This window comes from Streptomyces sp. NPDC055243 (assembly GCF_044544025.1).
Lineage (GTDB): Bacteria > Actinomycetota > Actinomycetes > Streptomycetales > Streptomycetaceae > Streptomyces.
The window spans coordinates 1-20,429 of sequence record NZ_JBITWR010000004.1 but is presented as its reverse complement, the minus strand read 5'-3'; the positions used below and the strand labels follow the sequence as shown (position 1 = coordinate 20,429).

Sequence of the window (20,429 nt, the reverse complement as noted above, 5' to 3'; positions counted from 1 at the left end):
CGAGCCCTTCTCAGCCGCGGTAGGGGTTGTACGCGGGGTAGGGCATCGCAGGCTGGGCGTAGGGATATCCGTACGGGGGCTGCGGCGGCTGCTGGTGCTGCTGCTGTGGATAAGGCTGCTGGTATCCGTACGGCTGTTGGTACCCGCGCTGCTGCTGGTACCCGTACGGCGGCGGCATCGGCACCAGCACCGGTGCCGTCGCGCGCGCCGCGTACGCGAGGGCGGGCCGTGCCGCCTCGCGGCGCTCCCACAGCGCGTGCAGCAACTCCCGCTCCCGTACGACGAAGTCGGCGCCCGCGCGGCCCTTGCGCCCACGGTGGCGAAGAAGCGCGAGAGACGTCGCGTACGTCTCGTACTGGGCGACCGTGCGCGCCGCGGCCTTGCCCTGGGTGTACGAGGCGTAGTCGCGGGCCAGCGTGCGGGCGCGCATCGTGCCGAGCGCGTACGGCTCGGGCGCGGTGAGCCAGCCCGCGAGCGCGTACGCGGGCAGTTCGGCCCGCACGATGCGCAGGCCGCGCTGCCTGATCCAGATCACCAGCCAGGTGAGCAGGCCGAACGAGGGCAGCATGAAGAGCGCGTAGACGGTGAAGAAGCCGTAGCTCCCGAAGCTCGCCGAGCCGTTCCACAGGGCGTGCAGGCCCATCGCCAGGAGGAGTCCGCCCACCGGGAGCAGGACGCGGCGCCAGTGCTGGCGGTCGGCGCTGAGCGCGGCGATGCCGAAGCCGAAGCCGGTGAGCACGGTGAAGAGCGGGTGTGCGAAGGGCGACATGACGACGCGTACGAAGAAGGTCGCCGCCGTCACGGAGGCGAGTCCGGTGCCGCCGTTGATCTGGTCGGTGCCGAAGGCGCTGCCGAGATAGAGGATGTTCTCGGTGAACGCGAAGCCGGTCGCGGTCACTCCGGCGATCACCACGCCGTCGACGATGCCGGTGAACTCGCGTCTGCGGAAGAGGAAGACGAGCAGCACGGCCGCCGCCTTCGCGCTCTCCTCGACGATCGGGGCTATGACGGTCGCGCCGAGGGTGTCCGCGCTGTTGGGGTCGGCGGTGGCGGTGGCTATCCAGCGGGTCGCGAAGCTGTTCGCGACGATCGCTATGAGGGCGGCCGCGCAGGCGCCCCAGGCGAAGGCGAAGATCAGATTCCGCCAGGGGCCCGGCTGGACCCGTTGCAGCCAGCGGAAGGCGGCCACCAGGAGCGGCACGGGCAGCGTCGCGAGGCCGAGCCCGACGAGGAAGCCTTCGGTGCCCGTCTGCTCCCGGACCAGGGCCAGGATCACCAGGCCGGAGAGGGCGAGCAGCGTGACCAGGGCGGCCGCGCGTATCGCCCGCCGCTGCCACCAGCGCGCGTGCCGCAGCCCGGCGGGCCCTGCGGGGGGCATCGGGTACGGGTACGGAGAACGTGTGGCCACCCGTTGACCCTAACGAGGGACGGGGGCGGGCCGCGACGGTGTCTCAGGCCTCGTGGCTGGTTCCGTGGCTGGTTCCGTGGCCGATTCCGGGTTCGGTTCCGGTTTCGGCACCGTGCTCGGTCCCGTGCTCGGGCGTCCGCCGGAACAGCAGGTCATGGACCACGTGCCCCTTGTCCAGACCCTGGCCCTCGAAGCGGGTGAGGGGGCGGAAGGAGGGGCGGGGCGCGTATCCGCCGTCGGCCCGGGTGTTCTCGAAGGCGGGGTGCGCGGTGAGGACTTCGAGCATCTGCTCGGCGTACGGCTCCCAGTCGGTCGCGCAGTGCAGCACGGCGCCGGGCTTGAGGCGGGGCGCGGCGAGGTCGAGGAAGTCGGGCTGGATGATGCGGCGCTTGTGGTGGCGGGCCTTGGGCCAGGGGTCGGGGAAGTAGACGCGCAGGCCGTCGAGGGAGGCGGGCGGGAGCATTTCGCGGAGCAGGATGACGGCGTCGCCGTTGGCGACGCGGATGTTCTCCAGGCCGTTCCGCTCGGCGAGGCCGAGCAGGTTTCCCTGGCCGGGGGTGTGCACGTCGACCGCGAGGATGCCGGTGTCCGGGTCGTCGGCGGCCATCTGCGCGGTGGCCTCGCCCATGCCGAAGCCGATCTCGAGTACGACGGGACGCGGGCCGCCGAAGAGTTCGGCGAGGTCGAGTGTGCGCTGCCCGTCGATGTCCAGGCCCCACTTGGGCCACAGCCGCTGGAGCGCGTCGGCCTGGCCTGCGGTGACGCGGCTCCGCCGGGGCTGGAAGCTTCGGATCCGCCGCTCGAAGTGTGACCCGGCGGGGTCGGGTGCGGGGCCGTCGGGGAAACGGGGTTCGCCCTTCGGGCGTGCGGGGCGGGGGCTGCTGGGGGTGGCGGGTGAATCAGACACAGTGGGGGGATTTTAGTCCCCAACCACGCCCCTTCCCGAACCCCACTGGCGCGGGGCCTTGGCGGCCGTCCTCGCCCGGCGTACGGGCTGGAGGGCCGGCCCCTGGGCTGGAGGGCCGGCCCCTACAGCACCGCAAGCACCCGCCGGGCGACCTCGCGCCCGATCGGCAGCGAAGCCGTAGCCGCAGGCGACGGCGCGTTCAGTACGTGCACGGCCCGCGCCCCCTCCCGGATGAGGAAGTCGTCGACCAGCGTCCCGTCCCGCAGGACGGCCTGCGCCCGCACCCCCGCCGCCACCGGCACCAGGTCGTCCGGTGTCACCGCGGGCAGCAGCCGCCGCACCGCCGAGGTGAAGGCCGCCTTGGAGAGGGAGCGCCGAAATTCCCCCGCCCCGTACCGCCAGTGCCGCCCGGCCATGCGCCAGGCTCCCGGCCAGCTCAACGTCCCCGCGACCTCCAGCGGCCGCACCACACCCCATCCGTACCCCTCACGGGCCAGCGCCGGCACCGCGTTGGGCCCCACATGGACCCCGCCGCCGATGCCCCGCGTCAGATGCACCCCCAGGAAGGGGAAGGCGGGATCGGGCACCGGATACACCAGGCCCCGCACCAGCTCGGGCCGCGCCAGGTCGAAGTACTCACCCCGGAAGGGCACGATCCGCATCCCGGGGTCGTCTCCGGCCAGCAGTGCCACCTGGTCGCACTGCAGTCCCGCGCAGTTGACCAGGACCTTTCCCCGCACCACCGAGCCGTCGGCCGTGCGCACGGCCACCCCGAGCGCCGGGCGCCGGTCGATGCGGACGACCTCCGCGCCGTACCGGACGTCGGCCCCCGAGGCGTCCGCGAGGTGCTCCGCCACCGAGCCGTAGTCACAGATCCCCGTCGTCCCGACCTGGATCGCGGCGAGCCCGCGCACCTCCGGTTCGTACTCCGCGATCTGGGCGGGGCCCAGCTCGCGCACCGGAATGCCGTTCTCCCTGCCGCGCTGGACGAGGGCGTGCAGGCGGGGCAGCTCGGAGCGCTCCGTGGCGACGATCAGCTTGCCGGTGACCTCGTGCGCGATGCCGTACTCCGCGCAGAACTTGACCATCTCGGCGGCGCCCCGCACCGCGTACCGCGCCTTCAGGGAGCCGGGGCGGTAGTAGATGCCGCTGTGGATCACCCCGCTGTTGCGTCCCGTCTGGTGCCGGGCGGGGCCCGGCTCCTTCTCCAGGACGGTGACCCGCGTGCCCGGCGCGGCACGCGTGAGGGCATACGCCGTCGACAGACCGACGATTCCGCCGCCGATCACCAGCACGTCGCAGTCGTACGCCGCGGCCCGGACCATCCCGCATCACCTCCCACCCCGATAGTGCACTGCGCCACTGACAACGCCCTCAAACCCGGCGAGGACCGCGGGGTTACAGGGTGCGTAATTGCTGTTGCCGTTCCGGCGCCGCACGGGGGGACACTTCGGGCCCTCGACCTGAATCCTGGATGCCCCACGACAGGGATCCCGGTGAACTACGCGGGGGCCACGAGCAGCGGCCGCGCCCGCTCGCGCAGCTCCACCACCCGCGGCTCGTCGCCGTACGGTTCCAGGCGGTGCAGCAGGTCCTTCACGTACTCCGTGGTGCGCGCGGACGAGATGCGTCCCGCGACCTCCAGGGCGCGCGTGCCCTGCTCGCAGGCCGCGTCCAGGTTCCCCGACTCCAGTTCGGCGACCGCCGACACCACGAGCCGCAGCCCGTGCGAGCGCACGAACTCCTCCGTGGGCCGCGAGAGCGCCTGCTCCGTGAAGCGCCGCACCTGGCGGGGCGCCTTCAGGTCGCGGTAGCACTCGGCGGCGTCCGCCGCGAAGCGGTCGTATCCGTAGAAACCGAGCCATGACGGGTCGTTGTCGCCGTCCCTGGCCCTCTCCAGCCATCCTTCGGCCGCCCGCAGTGCCGCCCCCGCCGCCTGCGCGTCGCTGGCGCGCGCGTGTGCGCGTGCCTCGACGAGGCGGAAGAAGCTCATCGTGCGTGCGGTGGCCAGGCCGCGGTTGCGCTCCAGGGCCGCCTGCGCGAGGTCGACGCCCTCGTCGCCGAAGCCGCGGTAGGTCGCCTGGAGGGACATGGAGGCCAGGACGTACCCCCCTAAGGGGACGTCGGCCGCCGCGCGGGCCAGGCGCAGGGCCTGGATGTAGTAGCGCTGGGCGGCCTCCTGCTGGCCGGTGTCGAAGGCCATCCAGCCGGCCAGGCGCGTCAGTTCGGCCGATGCCCCGAAGAGCGAGCGGCCCACCTCGTCCGAGTACGAACCGAGCAGCAGGGGCGCGGCCTCGACCCGCAGGCACTCGGGGACCATCGAAGAACGCCAGTCGCCGCCCCCGTACTTGGAGTCCCAGCGCCGGGCGTCCTCGGCGGCCTCCCGCAGTTTCACCACGTCGCTGTGGCCGACCTTCATCGGCATCCCGCTGTTCGCGCTGTCGTCGGCGTGCCCCAACTCGCGGGGCTCGTCCGGGGCGACGTCGCGGGCGACCGAGCTGTCGGCCGGGGTTATCAGCCAGCGCGATGCCGGGGTGGCGTACGCGCTGACCGCGAAGGAGCCGGCGAGGGACTGCCAGATGCCGCCGCTGCCCGCGCGCCTGCCCGCCAGGTCGAGGCGGTAGAGCTCGGTCGCCGACTTGACCGCGGCGCCCACGTCGCGCGGGAAGGCGAGGCCCACCTCAGGCGCCGGATCGGCGTCCGCGAGCCCGATCTCGTGCAGCGGGACGGGACGGCCGAGCTTCTGGCCGATGGCCGCGGCGATGAGGTGCGGGGCGGCGCCTTGCGGCACCATGCCCTTGGACACCCACCGGGCCACCGATGTCTTGTCGTATCGAAGCGTCAACCCGCGTTGAGCGCCGAGGTCGTTCACCCGGCGTGCGAGTCCCGCATTGCTGATTCCCGCGAGGGCGAGAACGGTGCCGAGTTTTTCGTTCGGCCCGCGTTGCTCCCTGGACATGCGCCACCCCTCGACACAGACGGCTGCCGCGATGGCTTGACCGCGCGGCATGCGTGCTGCGTTCCCCCAGGGCAGCGGCGTCCGCGACTACGACCGCCGTGGCCCGGAATCTCGGCCGCAAGAGCATTTGGCCGAGCCCCCAGGTATATGCCTCCGCGAAAACATCAGCACACACAGCGTAGTTCGCCGAATCCCAAGCGTTAAGAGGCGCAGTTCCGTATGGCGAGATTGTTGCCGGTGGAGAAGCGGGGGAGTGCGGTGGTGTGCTCCGGGTGTGTGGCCGTGCGCCTGCGTGTGCGCTCTTCACCGGCCATAAGGGCAGCGCTTCCATTGACGGTGCGTGGGTCGGCCCGCTGCGCTGGAGTCAGCGGGCTGGGGGACACCGCCGCCTCCATCCCCGCGGGCGGCGGACCAGTCCGGGGGGCGGGCAACGCCTCCCGGACTGTGTGGTGCCGTTTACGGTTCCGTCACGTGAGCGCCACCCGCTGATTTGGCCGAAAATCGCCTCTCCGGAGGCCGGGGCAATGCGCCCCCGCGCAACCGAAAGGGCGTGGTCGCGCCCTCCAAGTACCGCTCCCCGGCGGCAGATTAAGGGGAGCGCGAGCACCTCCGTAGCCCCTCCTGCGCGCCTCCTTCGTGGCAGCATGGGACCCCAGTTCTCGATGCACTGGTTGTCCACAGCCTGTGGAGGCAACGATGCGGTGGTTGGTGGGGTGGAGCAGCACTGCCGCGAAGCCTGCGGTGGTGGGCTCGGCCGGGGCCACCGGTGAGAACGGCGAGACCGTTCATCCCGTGGGCTCCCAACTCCTTTGGGGCGATCCGGATCCGCTGTGGGCGGTGGGCGACTGGCGCGCCGACGAGGTGCGCACGGTCAAGGCCGACGAGCAGACCCGCATCGCGGTCCTCGGCACCTGCGGGGCGAGCGACGAGGAGCTCAGGGTCGGTCTGTTCGCGGCCCGCGGCGGCGCCCTGCGGCACCTGACCGCGTGGTCCGGCAGCTACACCGCGGTCGTCCAGGTCGGGCGCCGCGTCATGGTCGCCGGCGACCTCGCGGGCGCACGCCCCGTCTTCTACACCCCTTGGGCCTCCGGCACGGCCTTCGCGACGGCCGCGCTGCCGCTCGCCGACCTCATCGAGGCCCACCTGGACATCGGCCATCTCGCGGCGCTGCTCGCCGCGCCCGACGTGCCGGAGGCGCTCCAGGACTCGACGCCCTACCAGGGCGTGCGGCGCGTGCCCCCGGGGCACGCACTGATCCTGCGCGCGGGCGCACGGGAGATCGCCGGGTACGAACACGTGGCGTCCCTCGCGGTCGCCGCGCCCGCCGCCGACGCGACCACCGCGGTCGACGGCGTCCGTGACGCCCTCGTGGAGGCGGTGCGCGCCCGCCTCGGCGCCCCGCGGCACGTCCCCGGAGCCGAGGTCGACCCGGGCCCCGTGCCCGGCATGGGACCGGCCGAGCGGCGCGCGGCGCGCGGGATGCCGGTGCCCGGCATCGGCGCCGACCTCTCCGGAGGGCCCGCGTCCGGCACGCTCGCGCTGCTCGCGGCGGGCCTCCCGGGGATGCCCGGCACGGTCCTCGGCCACGGCACGGGCGCGGGCGAGCGGCTCCTTGCCGTCACCTTCAACGACCTGGCGATCAACGGCCGCGAGGCCGAGCTGGAGCGGGCGGGCGCCATCGCGGCCAATCCCCGCCTGCACCACGTGGTGGTCGCCGCGGGCGAAGAGGCCCTTCCGTACGCGGACTTGGACGGGCCGCTGACCGACGAGCCGAGCGCATCGCTCGTCACGGCCCAGCGCCACCGCACGCGGCTCGCGTCGGGCAGCGCGGACCACTTCACGGGGTACGGCGCCCGGCAGGTCCTTGACGCGCATCCGGCCCGCCTCGCCGATCTCCTGATGGACCGCAGACGGCGCCATCTGGTGCGCCCCGTGGCCGCGTTGGCTAAGGCGGACGGCTCCCCGGGCTCCGTCATGGTCCCCGCGCGCGTGTACGGCGCCGCGCGCAAGCTCTCCCGGATGTCCTACCGCGCGGGCGTCGACTCGCTCGCCGACCGTCTCCTCCAGCGCCGCTTCGACGAGCCGGGCGGCGCGGTGGGGGCCTCGATGGCCGCCCTGGCGTGGGCCAGGCCGGGGCCCGCGGCACGGTGGCTGACGGGCGAGGCGCTGGCCGAAGTATCGGTTCGCCTCCAGGACACGACCGGGCGCCCCGGCGCCGGGCCCGGCCAGCGCCCCGGCGAGTTCCGCGCCCGCGCGGCCCTCGCGAGGCACGCGGCGGACCTCCGCGTCCTGGAGCAGGCGGCCGAAGTCCGCTTCCAGCGCCTGCACGCGCCCTTCCTGGACAACCAGGTGGTCCGGGCCTGCCGCGCGCTCCCCGTCGCCCTGCGCGTCCAGCCAGGCGCCCGCGCGGCGATCCTGCGTACGGTCCTGGAGGGCGCCGGAGTGGCCGAACTGCCGCCCGGCTGGGGCGCTCCGTCCCACGCGTCGTCCGCGGCGGCGGCGCGCACGGGCCTGCGGGTGGCGGTGGACGACCTGCTGGCCCTCTTCGACACACCCCTGCTCGCGCAGGCGGGCCTGGTGGAGGCCCGCGTGGTCCGCAAGGCGCTGCGCGCGGCGGCGGAGGGCGAGCCACTGCCGCTGGACGGCCTGGCGGACCTGGTCTCCACGGAGCTGTGGCTGCGCCGCCTGCTCTCCCGCAGGGGCACGTGCTGGACCGGCACTCCCGCGCGGCAGAGGGCGGTCCCTACGGGGAGCGTCGTGCCGCAGAGGGGGGCGTTGGGGGCGGGGCGGTAGCCGGAGGCGCAGCCTGTTCGGTGGTCTGCGCGGTGCGCTGCGCGGTGCTCTGTCCGGTGCTCTGTCCGGCGCTCTGCGCACTGCTCTGCCCGCTGCTTGAGGACCGGGGCCGGGCGTCGCGCCGGGCCCGGGGGAGGCAAACCCTCGCGCCTCGACCCACCCCACCGGCGAGAATGACCCCGTGCGGTACAGAATCCTGGGCGCCACCGAGGCGTACGACGAACAAGGAGAGCCCCTGCCCGTAGGGGGCCGGCGGCTTCGCGCGCTCCTCGCCACCCTCGCGCTGCGCCCGAACCGCACCGTCCCCATGGAGACCCTCATCGCCGAGGTGTGGGCGCAGGACGAGCCCCCCACCGATGCGCCCGCCGCCCTCCAGGCCCTCGTCGGCCGCCTGCGCCGCGCCCTCGGCAAGGGCGCCGTCGCCTCGGGACCCGGCGGCTACCGCCTCACCGCCACCCCCGAAGACATCGACCTGCACCGCTTCGAACGTCTCGTACGCGAGGGGAAGGCGGCCCTGGACCACGACCCGGCGGCAGCCGCCCGCACCCTGCGCGAAGCGCTCACCCTGTGGCGCGGCCCCGCACTCGCCGACCTGCCCGACCGCAGCGCGGCGACCCGCCCCGAAGCGCTGCTCGCCGAGGCGACCCGCGCCCGCGTCGAGGCGGACCTGCTCCTGGGGCACGCCTCCGACGTCGTACCGGAACTGAGGGAGCTGACCGCCGATCAGCCGTACGACGAGGCGCTGCACGCCCTGCTGATCCGCGCCCTGCGCGACGCGGGCCGCGGCGCCGACGCCCTCGCCGCGTACGAGAACGCGCGCCGCACGCTCGCCGACGCCCTTGGCGCCGACCCGGGCCCGGAACTGCGCGCCCTGCACGCGGAGTTGCTGGACCCGGACACGGCCGCGGCGCGCACGGCCGAGAGGCCGCCCGCGAAGCCTGAGCGAACGGAGCGGCCCGAGCGGACCGGCAACATCCGCCCCCGCCTGACCAGCTTCGTCGGCCGGGAACCCGAACTCGCCGCCATCCGTTCAGACATCGGACGAGCCCGCCTGGTCACCCTCACCGGACCGGGCGGCTCCGGCAAGACCCGCCTCGCCGAGGAAGCCGCCGCCGGGCATCCGCGGGCATGGCTGGCCGAGCTCGCCCCGCTCGACCGGCCTGAGGCGGTCCCCGGAGCTGTCGTCAGCGCGCTCGGTCTGCGCGAGACCGTGCTGATGACCAGCGACCTCACGGTGCCGCAGGACGACCCGGTCGGCCTGCTGATCGAGTACTGCGCCCCGCGCAGCCTGCTCCTGCTCCTTGACAACTGCGAGCACGTCATCGGCGCCGCGGCCGAGCTCGCCCACACCCTCCTGACGCACTGCCCGGACCTCACCGTCGTCGCCACCAGCCGCGAACCCCTGGGCGTACCGGGCGAGTTCGTCCGCTCCGTGGAACCCCTGCCGCCCGACCCGGCGCACCGCCTGTTCACCGAGCGCGCCACGGCCGTGCGCCCGGACTTCGCGGCGGAGGAGGACGCCGAGGCCGTCGCCGAGATCTGCCGCAGGCTCGACGGCCTCCCGCTCGCCATCGAACTGGCCGCCGCCCGGCTGCGCCTGCTCACCCCGCGGCAGATCGCCGACCGCCTCGACGACCGCTTCCGCCTGCTCACCAGCGGCGCCCGCACGGTCCTGCCCCGCCAGCAGACCCTGCGGGCCGTCGTCGACTGGTCCTGGGACCTGCTCGACGAGCCCGAGCGGACCGTGCTGCGCGAGGTGTCCGTCTTCGCGGGCGGCTGGGACCTGGAGGCGGCCGAGGCGGTCTGCACCGGACCCGCGGCCGACCTCATCGGCGCCCTCGTGGACAAGTCCCTGCTCATCGCCGAGCCCACGGCCGGGGGCGACATGCGCTACCGCATGCTGGAGACCATCCACGAGTACGCGTCCGAGCGGGCCGCCGAGACCCCGGACCTGCGCACCGCGGCGGGCCACCGCCACACCGCGTACGTCCGCGCCCTCGTCGAGCGGGCCGAGCCCCTGCTCCGCTCGGCGGACCAACTCCCGTGGATCCAGCGTCTGGAGACGGAGCTGGACAACATCCGGGCGGCCCTGCAGCGCACGATCGAGTCCCACGACGCGGAGGACGCCCTGGCACTCGCCCTGGGCATCGGATGGTTCTGGTGGCTGCGGAACTACCGCAGGGAGAGCACGGAGTGGATCGCCCGCATCCTGCGCCTGGCGCCCGCGATGCCGCCCGACGGCCCCGACGGCACCCCCGACGGCCCCGACGGCACGGACGACCCGCTCCACTGGTCCTGGATGAGCCTGCGGCTGCTGCACTTCTTCCTGGTGGCGGAGTCCAGGCCGACGGACGCGGTGACGGGGGAGGCCGACCGCCGCTACCTCGGGCGGGTGCGGGACGCCTTCGCGCGGCCGGTGCCCGCGGCGGCCCGCTTCCCCGGGCTGCTCTGGCCGTTCACCGCCTACTTCCTCGACGGCCCCGACGCGGCCCGGCCCGGCTTGGACGCGGTGGTCGCCAACTGCCGCAGGTACGGCGGCGACTGGGAGATCGGCGTCAGCCTGATGTTCCGTACGCACCAGGCCGTCGACGCCCCGGGCAATCTGTCCGGTGTCGACGAGGACCTCGCGGAGCTGCGCGGGCTGAGCAGGCGCGCGGGCGACCGCTGGATGCGCGCCCAGGTGTCCAGCGCGGCGGGCGAGGCCGCGATGGCACGCGGCCTGCACGAGGAGGCGCGCGCCGAGTACGACGAAGCGCTGCGGCTCGCGTACGAAGTGGGCGCCTACGCCGAGACGCCCTTCCTCATCGTCCGGCTCGCCGAGATCGCGTACCGCGAGGGCGACCGTGATCTTGCGGCGAAGGCGCTCCACGAGGCGGGGATCGAGGCCGACCGGTACGGAGTGGCGGACTCCCGGGCGTTCATGCGGATGGTCCAGTCGACGATGGCGCTGGACGACGGCGACGTCGCCGAGGCCCGCGCTCTGTTCGACGCGGCCCACGCCGAGGCCGAGCGCGGCACCCCGCCGCCTCAGTTCAACGCGGACCTTCGGGGCCTAGAGGCCAGGATCGTGGCCGCCGAGTCGGGGCCGGAACAGGCGCTGCCGCTGCTCGCCCACGGCCTGCGCGAGGCCTTGGAGAGCCGGTGCGCGGAGCTGGTCGTCGCGTCCCTGGTGGACGGCGGAGCCACCCTGGTGAGCAGGCTCGGAGACTATCCGCGCGCCGCCCGACTGCTGGCCTTCGGCACCCGGTTGCGCAGTGGCCATCCGCGCCCGGCGCCGTATCTGGACGCGGCAGCGCGGGTCGAGACGGCGGCGCTCGCGGCCCTCGGCGACGAGCGGTACGAGGCGGAGCGCACCGCGGGTGCCGGACTCACCGCCGACGAGGCCGTCGCCGAGCTGAGCTGAGCCGCGGCCCACGTACGCCGAGCAGAGCTGAGCCACGGCCCACGACCCACGGCCCACGACCAGCGGTACGAGGCGGAGCGCACCGCGGGTGCCGGACTCACCGCCGACGAGGCCGTCGCCGAGCTGAGCTGAGCCGCGGCCCACGTACGCCGAGCCGAGCTGGGCCACGGCCCACGACCCACGGCCCACGTACTACGTGCAGCGGAAGCGCGACTGCGCCCAGTCCGCGAGCGCGGCGGTGTCGAACGGCGAGTGCGGCTCGACGACCAGGCGGATCGTCTTGCGCCCGGTCAGGTTCACCTGCACCGGCACCGCCGGGTCCCCGCCCTTGATCAGCGGTGACTTCCACAGCTGTACGCCGTCCCCGAAGACCGAGAAGCGCACCTTGCCGAGACCCAGCGTCATGTCGTCGACACCGACGACCGCCTCATAGGCCGAGCATGTGCGGTTCAGGTCGATGGTGACGGAGGACTGGCCGTGGACGGTCACGCCGTGGCCGTACTGCTTGTCCGCGATGGACAGGCCGTCCCGCTGCCAGACCCAACTGCTCTCGCCCAGCCGCATCTCGGGCGCGGTGCCGTCACCGACGACGCCGTACCGCAGCTCGCTCCACTGGTAGACCGTCGGGGCGGGCGGAGGCGGGGGCGGGGGTGGAGGCGGCTCGGGCTTCGGCTCGGACGGCGTGGGCGTGGGCGTCGGCTCCGGCTTCGGGGCCGGCGGCTTGGGCTCGGGCGTGGGCGTCGGCTTCGGCTCGGGGGTCGCCTTCGCGGGCGGCTTCGGCTTGGGCTCGGCGGCCGGCTGCGCGGGCCCGGGCTTCGGCTTGGGCTTCGGGGGCGACGGCTTGCTCGGCACGTCGGGCTCGGCGGCCGGCGTCTTCCCGGCGCTCGGCAGGTCCTTGGGCTTGTCCCCGCCCCCCGCGGTCAGGGCGATCGCCGCAGCCGCGGCCGCGACGACCACAGCCGCCGCGATGCCGGCCTTGGCGGGCGCGCCGAGCCCCTCGGCGGCGGCACCACCGCCCGCCGCGCCGCCGGACGAGCCACCGCTCGCCGCTGCCGCACCCGCCGCACCGGCGCCCGCGGCGCTCGCCGCGCCACCGCCGACGAGGGCGGCCACCTTCGCGTACCCGGCGGCACCGAACCAGCCGATGACCGCGATCGGCACGACCCCGGGAATGCCGCTGGCGACTTCCTTGATCTGGCCCGCGGCCAGACGGCACTTGGCGCACTGCTCCAAGTGCTTGCGCAGGCCGCGCTCGGCCCGGGTGCGCAGGCTGCCGCGCGCGTAGGCGCCGAGCCGGTCGGCGTAGCGGGCGCACTCCTCGTTGTCGGTGAGCGTGGTGCTCACGTGGGCCTGGAGATACGCCTCCTTCAGGCCTTCGCGCGCCCGCTTGGCGAGCACCCGGGTGCCGTTGGCGTCGAGCCCGAAGAGGGTGGCGACGTCGCTCGGGGACTCGTCCTCGACCTCCGTGTGCCACAGCACCGCCTGCCAGCGCTCCGGAAGGCTCCGGAACGCCTGCATGGCCATGGACTGCTCGGCCTCGTGCATCGCGCGCACGTCCGCGCCCAGGTCCATGGTGTCGTCGTCGGAGACCTCGGAGCTGCGCGCGGCCTGCGCGGCGAACACCGCGAAGTCCTCGACCAGCTGCTCCCGCTTCGCCGATTTCGTCCACCCGGCGGCGACACGGCGCACGGTGGTGAGCAGATACGCGCGCACCGCGTGCTCGGGCCCGCTGCCGCCACGGACGGCCTGCAGCATCCGCGCGAAGACCTCGGCCGTGAGGTCGTCGGCGGTGTGCGCGTCCCGGCAGCAGGTGCGGGCGTACCGGCGGACCGCTTCGGCGTGCCTTCGGTACAGCTCTTCGTACGCGGTGTCGTCGCCCGCCCGCATCCGCGTGATCAGGTCGCTGTCGGCCGGTGGGCCGTCCCCGGGAACGGAAACGGGAACAGGAACGGCACGCTGAGGCGGAACGCTGGGATCGGGGCCGCCGGAGCCACCATCGGAGCCGGGTACGGCTCCGGGTCCGCCCTGGCTCGGCACCTGTCGTTGAGGCAGCCCCGCGGCCTCATCGCCCAAGGCGGAGGACAACTCGTCCCGCCCGTCACCACTCATCGCGGAAGCCCCCGCTTGCACACTCAGACCCGGCCATCCGGGAAAGACTGCCATACGGCCGTGCTACGGCGGACGGCGATGACGGTCAACCACCCGTCCGAGGTGACTTCCCGTATCCGAGCACTACCGTTCACCCATTCGGGGAAGGCTCAACCTCCGCGTGTTCACCGGAAGTTGAGCCGCCCCCGAGCCGTTCAGGTGTTGGCCTGGTGCCGCCCTCGTGCCGTCTCAGGCCGTGGGACGCGACCGAAGCCCCTCGAGCAGGATGTCGAGCAGCCGCGACGAGGCCGCCGCCTGCTGCGCCGGGTCCGGCAGCGAGGGCGCCGCCGTGGCTATCACCAGGAGCACGTCCGCCACGGTCACGTCCGCGCGCAGCTCGCCCGCCGCCCGCGCCCGGTCCACGAGGCGCCCGACGACGTCCAGGAGCGCGACCGCCCCCGGGTCGTCCGCCGCAGACTCCTCGGCCGGAGCCGAGCGCTGCTCGACGAGCCGCAGGTCGGGACCGGCCGGAGCCGCCTGCCGCTGCTGCGGCACGCGCGCCTCGTCGTCCCGAACGCCCGCGATCTCGTCCGCGACGCCCACCCGAAGGACCTGCGGCGGCAGGAGCCGCCCCGCGCCCGACGCGACGGACGTCCGCAGGAAGCGCGAGAGCGCCGACCACGGCTCGTCCTCCTGCCCGAGCGCCGAACGCGCCTGGTCGGTCAGCCGGGAGGTCTCCTCCTCGGCTATGCGCCGTACCAGCACGTCCTTGCTGGGGAAGCGCCGGTAGACCGTGCCGACGCCGACCCGTGCGCGCCGGGCCACGTCTTCCATCGGCGCGCCGTAACCCAGCTCGCCGAAGACCTCGCGCGCCGCGCGAAGTACGTGCTCGAGATTGCGCTGTGCGTCCACACGCAGCGGCGTCGAACGCGGTCCGTCCCCCATGTCGCGTCCGTTCCCGCTGGTGGCGACGGCTGACGCCGACGCCGTGCTCGAAGTCCAGTGAGATTCCTGAATATGCATACGCGTTCCCCCGGTAATGACGTCTCCCCCCGGAGACACTCCCCGCCATTGACTACCGAAGTGTGAGGAGCAAGCCCGATTCCCGGGCCCCGTAGCTGGACCCGACGAGCGCATCCCCCGACACCCCGACAGCACACGAACATAGTTGAGCCAGAGTCAATTCAGAAGGGGTGGGTTCCGCACAGAGCGCCCCCCGATCGGAGTACGCACCGTTTCCGACCCGATTGCACCCTCTTGCTTTCCCCCTCTTTCCCCCGCTGACCTGCACACCTTCCATCAGGCCCGGCAAGGCCCCGACGGCGCGCCGCCCGCCGCGAGCGGTCACACAAATTGCCGAGGCTGTGGACAAACGCAAGAGCGGGGTGCGTCATGGGATGGTGAAGGAACCTGTGCGCATTCTCGTTGTGGGCGGCGGCTACGTCGGCATGTACACCGCACTGCGCCTCCAGCGGAAGCTGAAGCCGGAGCTGAAGCGGGGCGAAGTGGAGATCGTGGTGGTGACGCCCGATCCCTATATGACCTACCAGCCGTTCTTGCCCGAAGCCGCGGCCGGCTCCATCTCACCGCGCCACGTCGTGGTCCCGCTCCGCCGTGTCCTGGACAGATGCCGGATCGTCATCGGCGAGGTCAAGACGGTCGACCACGCCAAGCGCACCGCGTCCTTCACCACGCTGGCCACCGAGGACGAGGGTTCGGGCGCCGTCGAGATCACGTACGACGAGCTCGTCATGGCCCCCGGATCGATCTCGCGCACCCTGCCCGTGCCGGGCCTCGCCGAGCACGGCGTCGGCTTCAAGACCGTCGAAGAGGCCATCGGGCTGCGCAACCACGTCATCGAGCAGATGGACATCGCCTCCTCCACGCGCGACCCGGCCATCCGCGACGCGGCCCTGACCTTCGTCTTCGTGGGCGGCGGCTACGCGGGAGTCGAGGCGCTCGGCGAGCTGGAGGACATGGCCCGCTACGCCTCGCGGTACTACCACAACGTCAAGGCCGAGGACATGAAGTGGATCCTCGTCGAGGCCTCCGGGCGGATCCTTCCCGAGGTCGGCGAGGAGATGGGCAAGTACACGGTCCGTGAGCTGCGGCGCCGCAACATCGACGTACGCCTGGAGACCCGTCTCGACTCGTGCGAGGACCGGGTCGCCGTCCTGAGCGACGGCGCGCGCTTCCCCACCCGCACGGTCGTGTGGACCGCGGGCGTCAAACCGCACCCGGTGCTCGCCGCGACCGACCTGCCGCTGAACGAACGCGGCCGCCTCGACTGCACCGCCCAGCTGTCCGTGGACGGCGTCACGCACGCGTGGGGCGCGGGAGACGCGGCAGCCGTCCCCGATGTCACCGCGGACGAGCCCGGCAAGGAGTGCGCCCCCAACGCCCAGCACGCGGTGCGCCAGGCCAGGACGCTCGGCGACAACATCGCGGCGTCCCTGCGCGAACAGCCCCTCAAGGAGTACACGCACAAGTACGTGGGCTCCGTGGCGTCCCTGGGACTGCACAAAGGCGTCGCACATGTCTACGGACGGAAGTTGAAGGGCTACCCTGCCTGGTTCATGCACCGCGTCTACCACCTGAGCCGCGTGCCCACCGTCAACCGCAAGTCCCGGGTGCTCTCCGAATGGGTCCTGTCCGGCCTGTTCAAGCGCGAGATCGTCTCCCTGGGGTCGCTCGAGCACCCGCGTGCGGAGTTCGAACTCGCGGCCGGGGGCAGAAGCCCGAAGGAGTCCTCCTGACCGGAGGCAGGAACTCCCCGCGTGACACCGGCGTCTGACGGATGTCAGTCCGGTCGGCCAGACTGTTCGTGTGACCATGGGCGGGCCAGGACCGCCGGAAATCCCCGCCCGATCCAGAAGCGACATCACGAGGCCTACCGCAGTGAACTTCACGCGCTGGAGCGCCCGGCTCCCCGGAACGCAGCGCCGCGCCGCGGCGCGCACCGACCTGGGGATCTCCCCGCCACAGCGAGCCGAGAGCTCGGTCCCCGCGGCCCGTGCCGAGGGGAGCCAGGAGGGCACGACCCTGACCCCCGCCGCCGGCGTCGACGAGCTGCCGACCCGTGAGGTGCTCGACCGCATTCCGGCCCTCGTCGCCCTGGTGCACGGCCCCGACCACCGCGTCGCGTACGTCAACGACGCGTACGCCACCGCATTCGGCGACCGTCCCGTGGGCGAACCCGCCCGCGACGCGCTGCCCGAGCTGGAGGAACTCGGCCTGCTGCCCCTCCTGGACCAGGTCCTGCGCAGCTCGAAGCCGCGCACGGTCAAGTCACGCAAGGCGGCGAGCGGCCGGTCGTACACCTTCACCTGCACCCCCGTCACGCTCCCCGTGAGCGGCTCGGCCACGGGGCTCAAGGACGACGGCATCCTGGTCTTCGCCGCCGACGTCACCGACCACGCGGAGGCCGCCGAGCGGCTGCGGGCCAGCGAGCGCACCCAGCGCGAGACGGCCGTCACCCTGCAACGCTCGCTGCTCCCGCAGGAGTTGGAGCAGCCGGACGACCTGCGCATCGCCGCCACGTACCAACCGGGCGGCACGGAGGCCGCGGTCGGCGGCGACTGGTACGACGTGATCACCCTCGGCGGCGGCCGCACCGCCCTGGTCATCGGCGACGTCATGGGCCGCGGTGTCCGCGCCGCGGCCGTCATGGGCCAGCTCCGCACGGCCGTGCGCGCCTACGCCCGCCTGGACCTGCCCCCGCACGAGGTCCTGCAGCTCCTTGACGGCCTCGCGGCCGAGATCGACGCCAGCCAGATCGCCACCATGGTCTACGCGGTGCACGACCCGAACGAAGGCAACCTCGTGTACGCCTCCGCCGGGCACCTGCCCATCCTCGTACGGGACGAGGGCGGCACGATCCACCGCGCGGAGGAGCCCACGGGCCCGCCGCTCGGCACCGGCGGCTGGCTGCACACCTCGGGTTCGGTCCCGCTCGGGCCCGGCTCGACCGCCGTCCTCTACACGGACGGCCTGGTCGAGCGGCGCAGCGAGGACATCGACGAAGGCGTCGCCTCCCTGGAGCGCGCCCTCGCGGGCGCTACTGGAACTCCCCAGGTGGTGTGCGACCGCCTGATCCGCGCCCTGGGGGTGACGGCCGACCACGACGACGACGTGGCGGTCCTCGTCCTCCAGCACCCGGCACGCAAAGGCCTGGACGCCGAGCTGTTCCGCAACGCCGCCCTGGAGCTGCTCGGCGGCGTGGAAGCGGCGCCACGCGCGCGTGCCTTCGCGACCGGAGTCCTCGCCAGCTGGCGCTTCCCGCCCGAACTGCACGACCTGGGAGTCCTCGCGGCCAGCGAACTGGTCGCCAACTCCCTCCAGCACGGCACCCCGCCGATGCGCCTGCGGCTGCGCCGCACGGACCGCCGACTGATCATCGAGGTCACGGACGGCGACGACCACCTGCCCAGGCGCCGCCGCGCCGAGCCCGCGGACGAGAAGGGGCGCGGCATCGCCATCGTCGCCACGATCGCCTCGAACTGGGGCTCGCGGCGCACACCGGGCGGCGGCAAGGCGGTCTGGTGCGAGTTCGCCCTGCCGCGCGCGTAGTGCCTAGGAGTTCGCCGGTACGGGCTCGGGGGTGCCCTGGGCGACCACCCGGCTCTTGGCCACGTACGGCTGGTTCTGCAGCGGAGTGAGCTGCTTGCCGAGCCGCACGGCGAGCACCGTGATGCCGAGCGAGAACAGCAGGAACGTCACGATGTACGGCCCGTGCAGCGCGGCCCCCATCGGACCGCCCACGGCGGGGCCGACGGCGAGCGCCAGCTGCTTCACCAGGGCGAAGGCCGAGTTGTACTGACCGACCATCCCGGCCGGAGCCAGGTCGGCGACCAGCGGCGCGACGGTCGGCGACAGCATCGCCTCACCGAGCCCGAAGAGCGCGTACGTGGAGATGAACGCGGCGGTGGCCATGGCCTGGCTGCCGTGCCCGAGGCCGGCGTAACCGGCCGCGATCCACGCGACGGCCCAGATGAGACCGACGGCGGCGATCACCCGGGACCGCTTGCGCCGCTCGACGAACTTCAGGACGGCGAACTGCGCGACGACGATCACGGCCGTGTTGGCGGCGAGCGCGATGCCGAGTGTCGACGCCGAGATCCCGGCCGCCTCGACGCCGTACGCGGAGAGGCCCGACTCGAACTGTCCGTAGCAGGCGAAGAAGAGCACGAAGCCGAGCACGCACAGCTGCACCATCGCCTTGTGCCGCAGGAGCGCCCGCAGACCGCTCTGCGGCGCGGACCCGTCCTTGGGCACGGCGTCCTGGATGGACGGCGCGTGCGGAAGCCGCACGGACACGGCGATCGCGGCGAGCACCAGGAACATCACGGCCTCGATGGAGAACAGCGTGATGAAGCTGCCCGGGTCGTGCTCGTCGACGATCTGGCCGCCGATGAGACCGCCGATGCCCAGGCCCAGGTTCTGCAGGAAGAATTGCATCGCGAAGGCACGCGTACGCGTGGTGGGCGTCGAGCACCAGACGATCATCGTGGCGAGCGCCGGCTGCATGACCGCGGTGCCCGCACCGAGGAGGGCCGCCGAGACGATCGCCGTCGGTTCACTGTTCGCGAAGCCCAGGGCGAGGGCACCCACCGAGGCGGTCAGCGCGGCTCCCATGAGTACGGGGAGCGGGCCGCGGCGGTCGATGACGCGCCCGGTGACGGGCAGCACGATCAGCGCGGCCATGGCAAAGGCGGCGAGCACGATGCCCGCCGTACCGGCGCCCAGATCCCGTACCTGCGCCACGTACACGTAGAGGAACGGAACCGTGAATCCGACGCCGAACGCACTCAGCGCGCTGCCTACCTGAATACGACGCATCGCTGCGCCCATCGCCCTGGTCACTTTCACCTGCCTTAGGAGTGAAGACTTCGAAGCTAAAGTTAGAGCCTAAACAATACACACAGAAGAACTTCAACGCCAAGTGAGGGCGTGCCATACTGCGGGCCATGGGTGACACTCCCGGCCCCAGTGAGCCGACTCTCGAAGAGCAGATCGCCGCCTACCAGCGGGAGTTTCAGGACCTCGACCCTCAGGTCGAGGAGATCGTCTCGGCCCTCGGCCGCCTCAACAGGCGGATGAGCGTCGCCTACGGGCGGCAGACCGCGACCCTCGGCATCAGCAACGCCGAGTGGGAGGTCCTCAAGGCCCTGGTCCTCTCCGGCGCCCCGTACCAAATGGGCCCCGGCGAGCTGGCCAAAGGCCTCGGCCTCACGCCGGCCGCCATGACCCACCGCATCGACCGCATGGTGGCGGAGGGTCTGGTGACCCGGGACCGCGACGAGAACAACCGCGTGCGAGTGATCGTCGAGCTCACCGCGGAGGGCCGCGAGAAGTGGCTGGAGGCGATGCGCCTGGCCACGGTCTTCGAGGAGGACCTCCTCCAGGACCTCTCACAGGAGGAGCGCGGCGCCCTCGGGGAAGTACTGACGCGCCTTCTGCGCCGGGTCGAGCACGCCCAGCCGGACGCGGGCGGACGTCTCACCGACCTGGACTGATCGGCCGTACGGAGCCGGACTGAGCGGCCGTACAGAGGGGGAGCGAGCGCTCGACCTCGGGCGTTTGACAGTCACCTGGCGGATCCGTAAGGTTCTTCGGGTTGCCACGGAGCCGTAACGGTTCTGCGACAACACCTCCCGCCGCTGAGACGCGGCAAAACAAACTCTGCACGACATCCCACCGGGAACGATTTCGGCGTGCCCGAATTCAATTCCACGGCTCGATTATGAGTCGCCGGGAAGAACCGCTAGAGTTTGAGACGTCGGAACGGCCCAACAGCCGGGAAGACAAACCCCGCTGACTGGGAATCAGGCCCGAAAGGATCTGGTAGAGTCGGCACCGCCGGAAAGGGAAA

12 protein-coding genes are annotated in these 20,429 nt (G+C 72.9%); 5 read left to right on the top strand and 7 right to left on the bottom strand.

Going from position 1 to position 20,429, the window contains the following annotated elements; translation table 11 throughout:
- Positions 1-10: 10 nt before the first annotated feature.
- The 4 genes from ACIGXX_RS12880 to ACIGXX_RS12865 all read right to left on the bottom strand — a co-directional run bounded on the left by ACIGXX_RS12880 (position 11) and on the right by ACIGXX_RS12865 (position 5,274).
- Positions 11-1,408, bottom strand: coding sequence for a PrsW family intramembrane metalloprotease (locus tag ACIGXX_RS12880; RefSeq protein WP_366463050.1), 1,398 nt, complete (start codon positions 1,406-1,408; stop codon positions 11-13).
- Positions 1,409-1,451: 43 nt separating this feature from the next.
- Positions 1,452-2,315, bottom strand: a complete 864-nt coding sequence (gene trmB, locus ACIGXX_RS12875; RefSeq protein ID WP_399975255.1) for a tRNA (guanosine(46)-N7)-methyltransferase TrmB — start codon at positions 2,313-2,315, stop codon at positions 1,452-1,454.
- A 122-nt stretch (positions 2,316-2,437) separates the two neighbouring features.
- Positions 2,438-3,640, bottom strand: coding sequence for an L-2-hydroxyglutarate oxidase (gene lhgO / locus ACIGXX_RS12870; RefSeq protein ID WP_351167551.1), 1,203 nt, complete (start codon positions 3,638-3,640; stop codon positions 2,438-2,440).
- Positions 3,641-3,816: 176 nt separating this feature from the next.
- Complete coding sequence (locus ACIGXX_RS12865; protein WP_351167553.1) at positions 3,817-5,274, bottom strand: MFS transporter; 1,458 nt, start codon at positions 5,272-5,274, stop codon at positions 3,817-3,819.
- Between the two features lie 696 nt (positions 5,275-5,970).
- Between ACIGXX_RS12865 and ACIGXX_RS12860 the strand changes: the two genes are divergently transcribed.
- Both ACIGXX_RS12860 and ACIGXX_RS12855 read left to right on the top strand, forming a co-directional pair.
- Positions 5,971-8,067, top strand: a complete 2,097-nt coding sequence (locus ACIGXX_RS12860) for an asparagine synthase-related protein (RefSeq protein ID WP_351167555.1) — start codon at positions 5,971-5,973, stop codon at positions 8,065-8,067.
- 181 nt (positions 8,068-8,248) lie between these two features.
- Positions 8,249-11,470, top strand: a complete 3,222-nt coding sequence (locus ACIGXX_RS12855; protein ID WP_399975250.1) for a BTAD domain-containing putative transcriptional regulator — start codon at positions 8,249-8,251, stop codon at positions 11,468-11,470.
- A gap of 192 nt (positions 11,471-11,662) precedes the next feature.
- Here ACIGXX_RS12855 and ACIGXX_RS12850 read toward each other — a convergent pair whose 3' ends face one another.
- Positions 11,663-13,579 carry a sigma-70 family RNA polymerase sigma factor gene (locus ACIGXX_RS12850; RefSeq protein ID WP_399975247.1) on the bottom strand — a complete coding sequence of 639 codons (1,917 nt, stop codon included), beginning with the start codon at positions 13,577-13,579 and terminating at the stop codon, positions 11,663-11,665.
- A gap of 228 nt (positions 13,580-13,807) precedes the next feature.
- Positions 13,808-14,581 (bottom strand): helix-turn-helix domain-containing protein, encoded by a 774-nt coding sequence (locus ACIGXX_RS12845; RefSeq protein WP_351167561.1) that lies wholly within the window; start codon positions 14,579-14,581, stop codon positions 13,808-13,810.
- Between the two features lie 374 nt (positions 14,582-14,955).
- On the opposite strand from ACIGXX_RS12845, the gene ACIGXX_RS12840 reads away from it, so the two are divergent.
- Together ACIGXX_RS12840 and ACIGXX_RS12835 are read left to right on the top strand one after the other, a co-directional pair.
- The gene (locus ACIGXX_RS12840; protein ID WP_351167563.1) at positions 14,956-16,314 is read left to right on the top strand and encodes an NAD(P)/FAD-dependent oxidoreductase; all 1,359 of its coding nucleotides are present in this window, start codon (positions 14,956-14,958) and stop codon (positions 16,312-16,314) included.
- Positions 16,315-16,456: 142 nt separating this feature from the next.
- A complete protein-coding gene (locus ACIGXX_RS12835; protein WP_351167565.1) occupies positions 16,457-18,127 on the top strand; it encodes a SpoIIE family protein phosphatase in 1,671 nt (556 codons plus the stop codon).
- 3 nt (positions 18,128-18,130) lie between these two features.
- On the opposite strand, the gene ACIGXX_RS12830 is transcribed toward ACIGXX_RS12835, so the two are convergent.
- Positions 18,131-19,408, bottom strand: coding sequence for an MFS transporter (locus ACIGXX_RS12830; RefSeq protein WP_361469835.1), 1,278 nt, complete (start codon positions 19,406-19,408; stop codon positions 18,131-18,133).
- A gap of 116 nt (positions 19,409-19,524) precedes the next feature.
- Between ACIGXX_RS12830 and ACIGXX_RS12825 the strand changes: the two genes are divergently transcribed.
- Positions 19,525-20,073, top strand: coding sequence for a MarR family transcriptional regulator (locus tag ACIGXX_RS12825; RefSeq protein ID WP_366463043.1), 549 nt, complete (start codon positions 19,525-19,527; stop codon positions 20,071-20,073).
- Positions 20,074-20,429 lie beyond the last annotated feature (356 nt).

Coding starts and splice junctions, on each gene's coding strand:
- lhgO (WP_351167551.1), bottom strand. CDS start 3,640: ATGGTCCGGGCCGCGGCGTACGACTGCGACGTGCTGGTGATCGGCGGC.
- ACIGXX_RS12865 (WP_351167553.1), bottom strand. CDS start 5,274: ATGTCCAGGGAGCAACGCGGGCCGAACGAAAAACTCGGCACCGTTCTC.
- ACIGXX_RS12860 (WP_351167555.1), top strand. CDS start 5,971: ATGCGGTGGTTGGTGGGGTGGAGCAGCACTGCCGCGAAGCCTGCGGTG.
- ACIGXX_RS12850 (WP_399975247.1), bottom strand. CDS start 13,579: ATGAGTGGTGACGGGCGGGACGAGTTGTCCTCCGCCTTGGGCGATGAG.
- ACIGXX_RS12845 (WP_351167561.1), bottom strand. CDS start 14,581: ATGCATATTCAGGAATCTCACTGGACTTCGAGCACGGCGTCGGCGTCA.
- ACIGXX_RS12840 (WP_351167563.1), top strand. CDS start 14,956: ATGGTGAAGGAACCTGTGCGCATTCTCGTTGTGGGCGGCGGCTACGTC.
- ACIGXX_RS12830 (WP_361469835.1), bottom strand. CDS start 19,408: ATGGGCGCAGCGATGCGTCGTATTCAGGTAGGCAGCGCGCTGAGTGCG.
- ACIGXX_RS12825 (WP_366463043.1), top strand. CDS start 19,525: ATGGGTGACACTCCCGGCCCCAGTGAGCCGACTCTCGAAGAGCAGATC.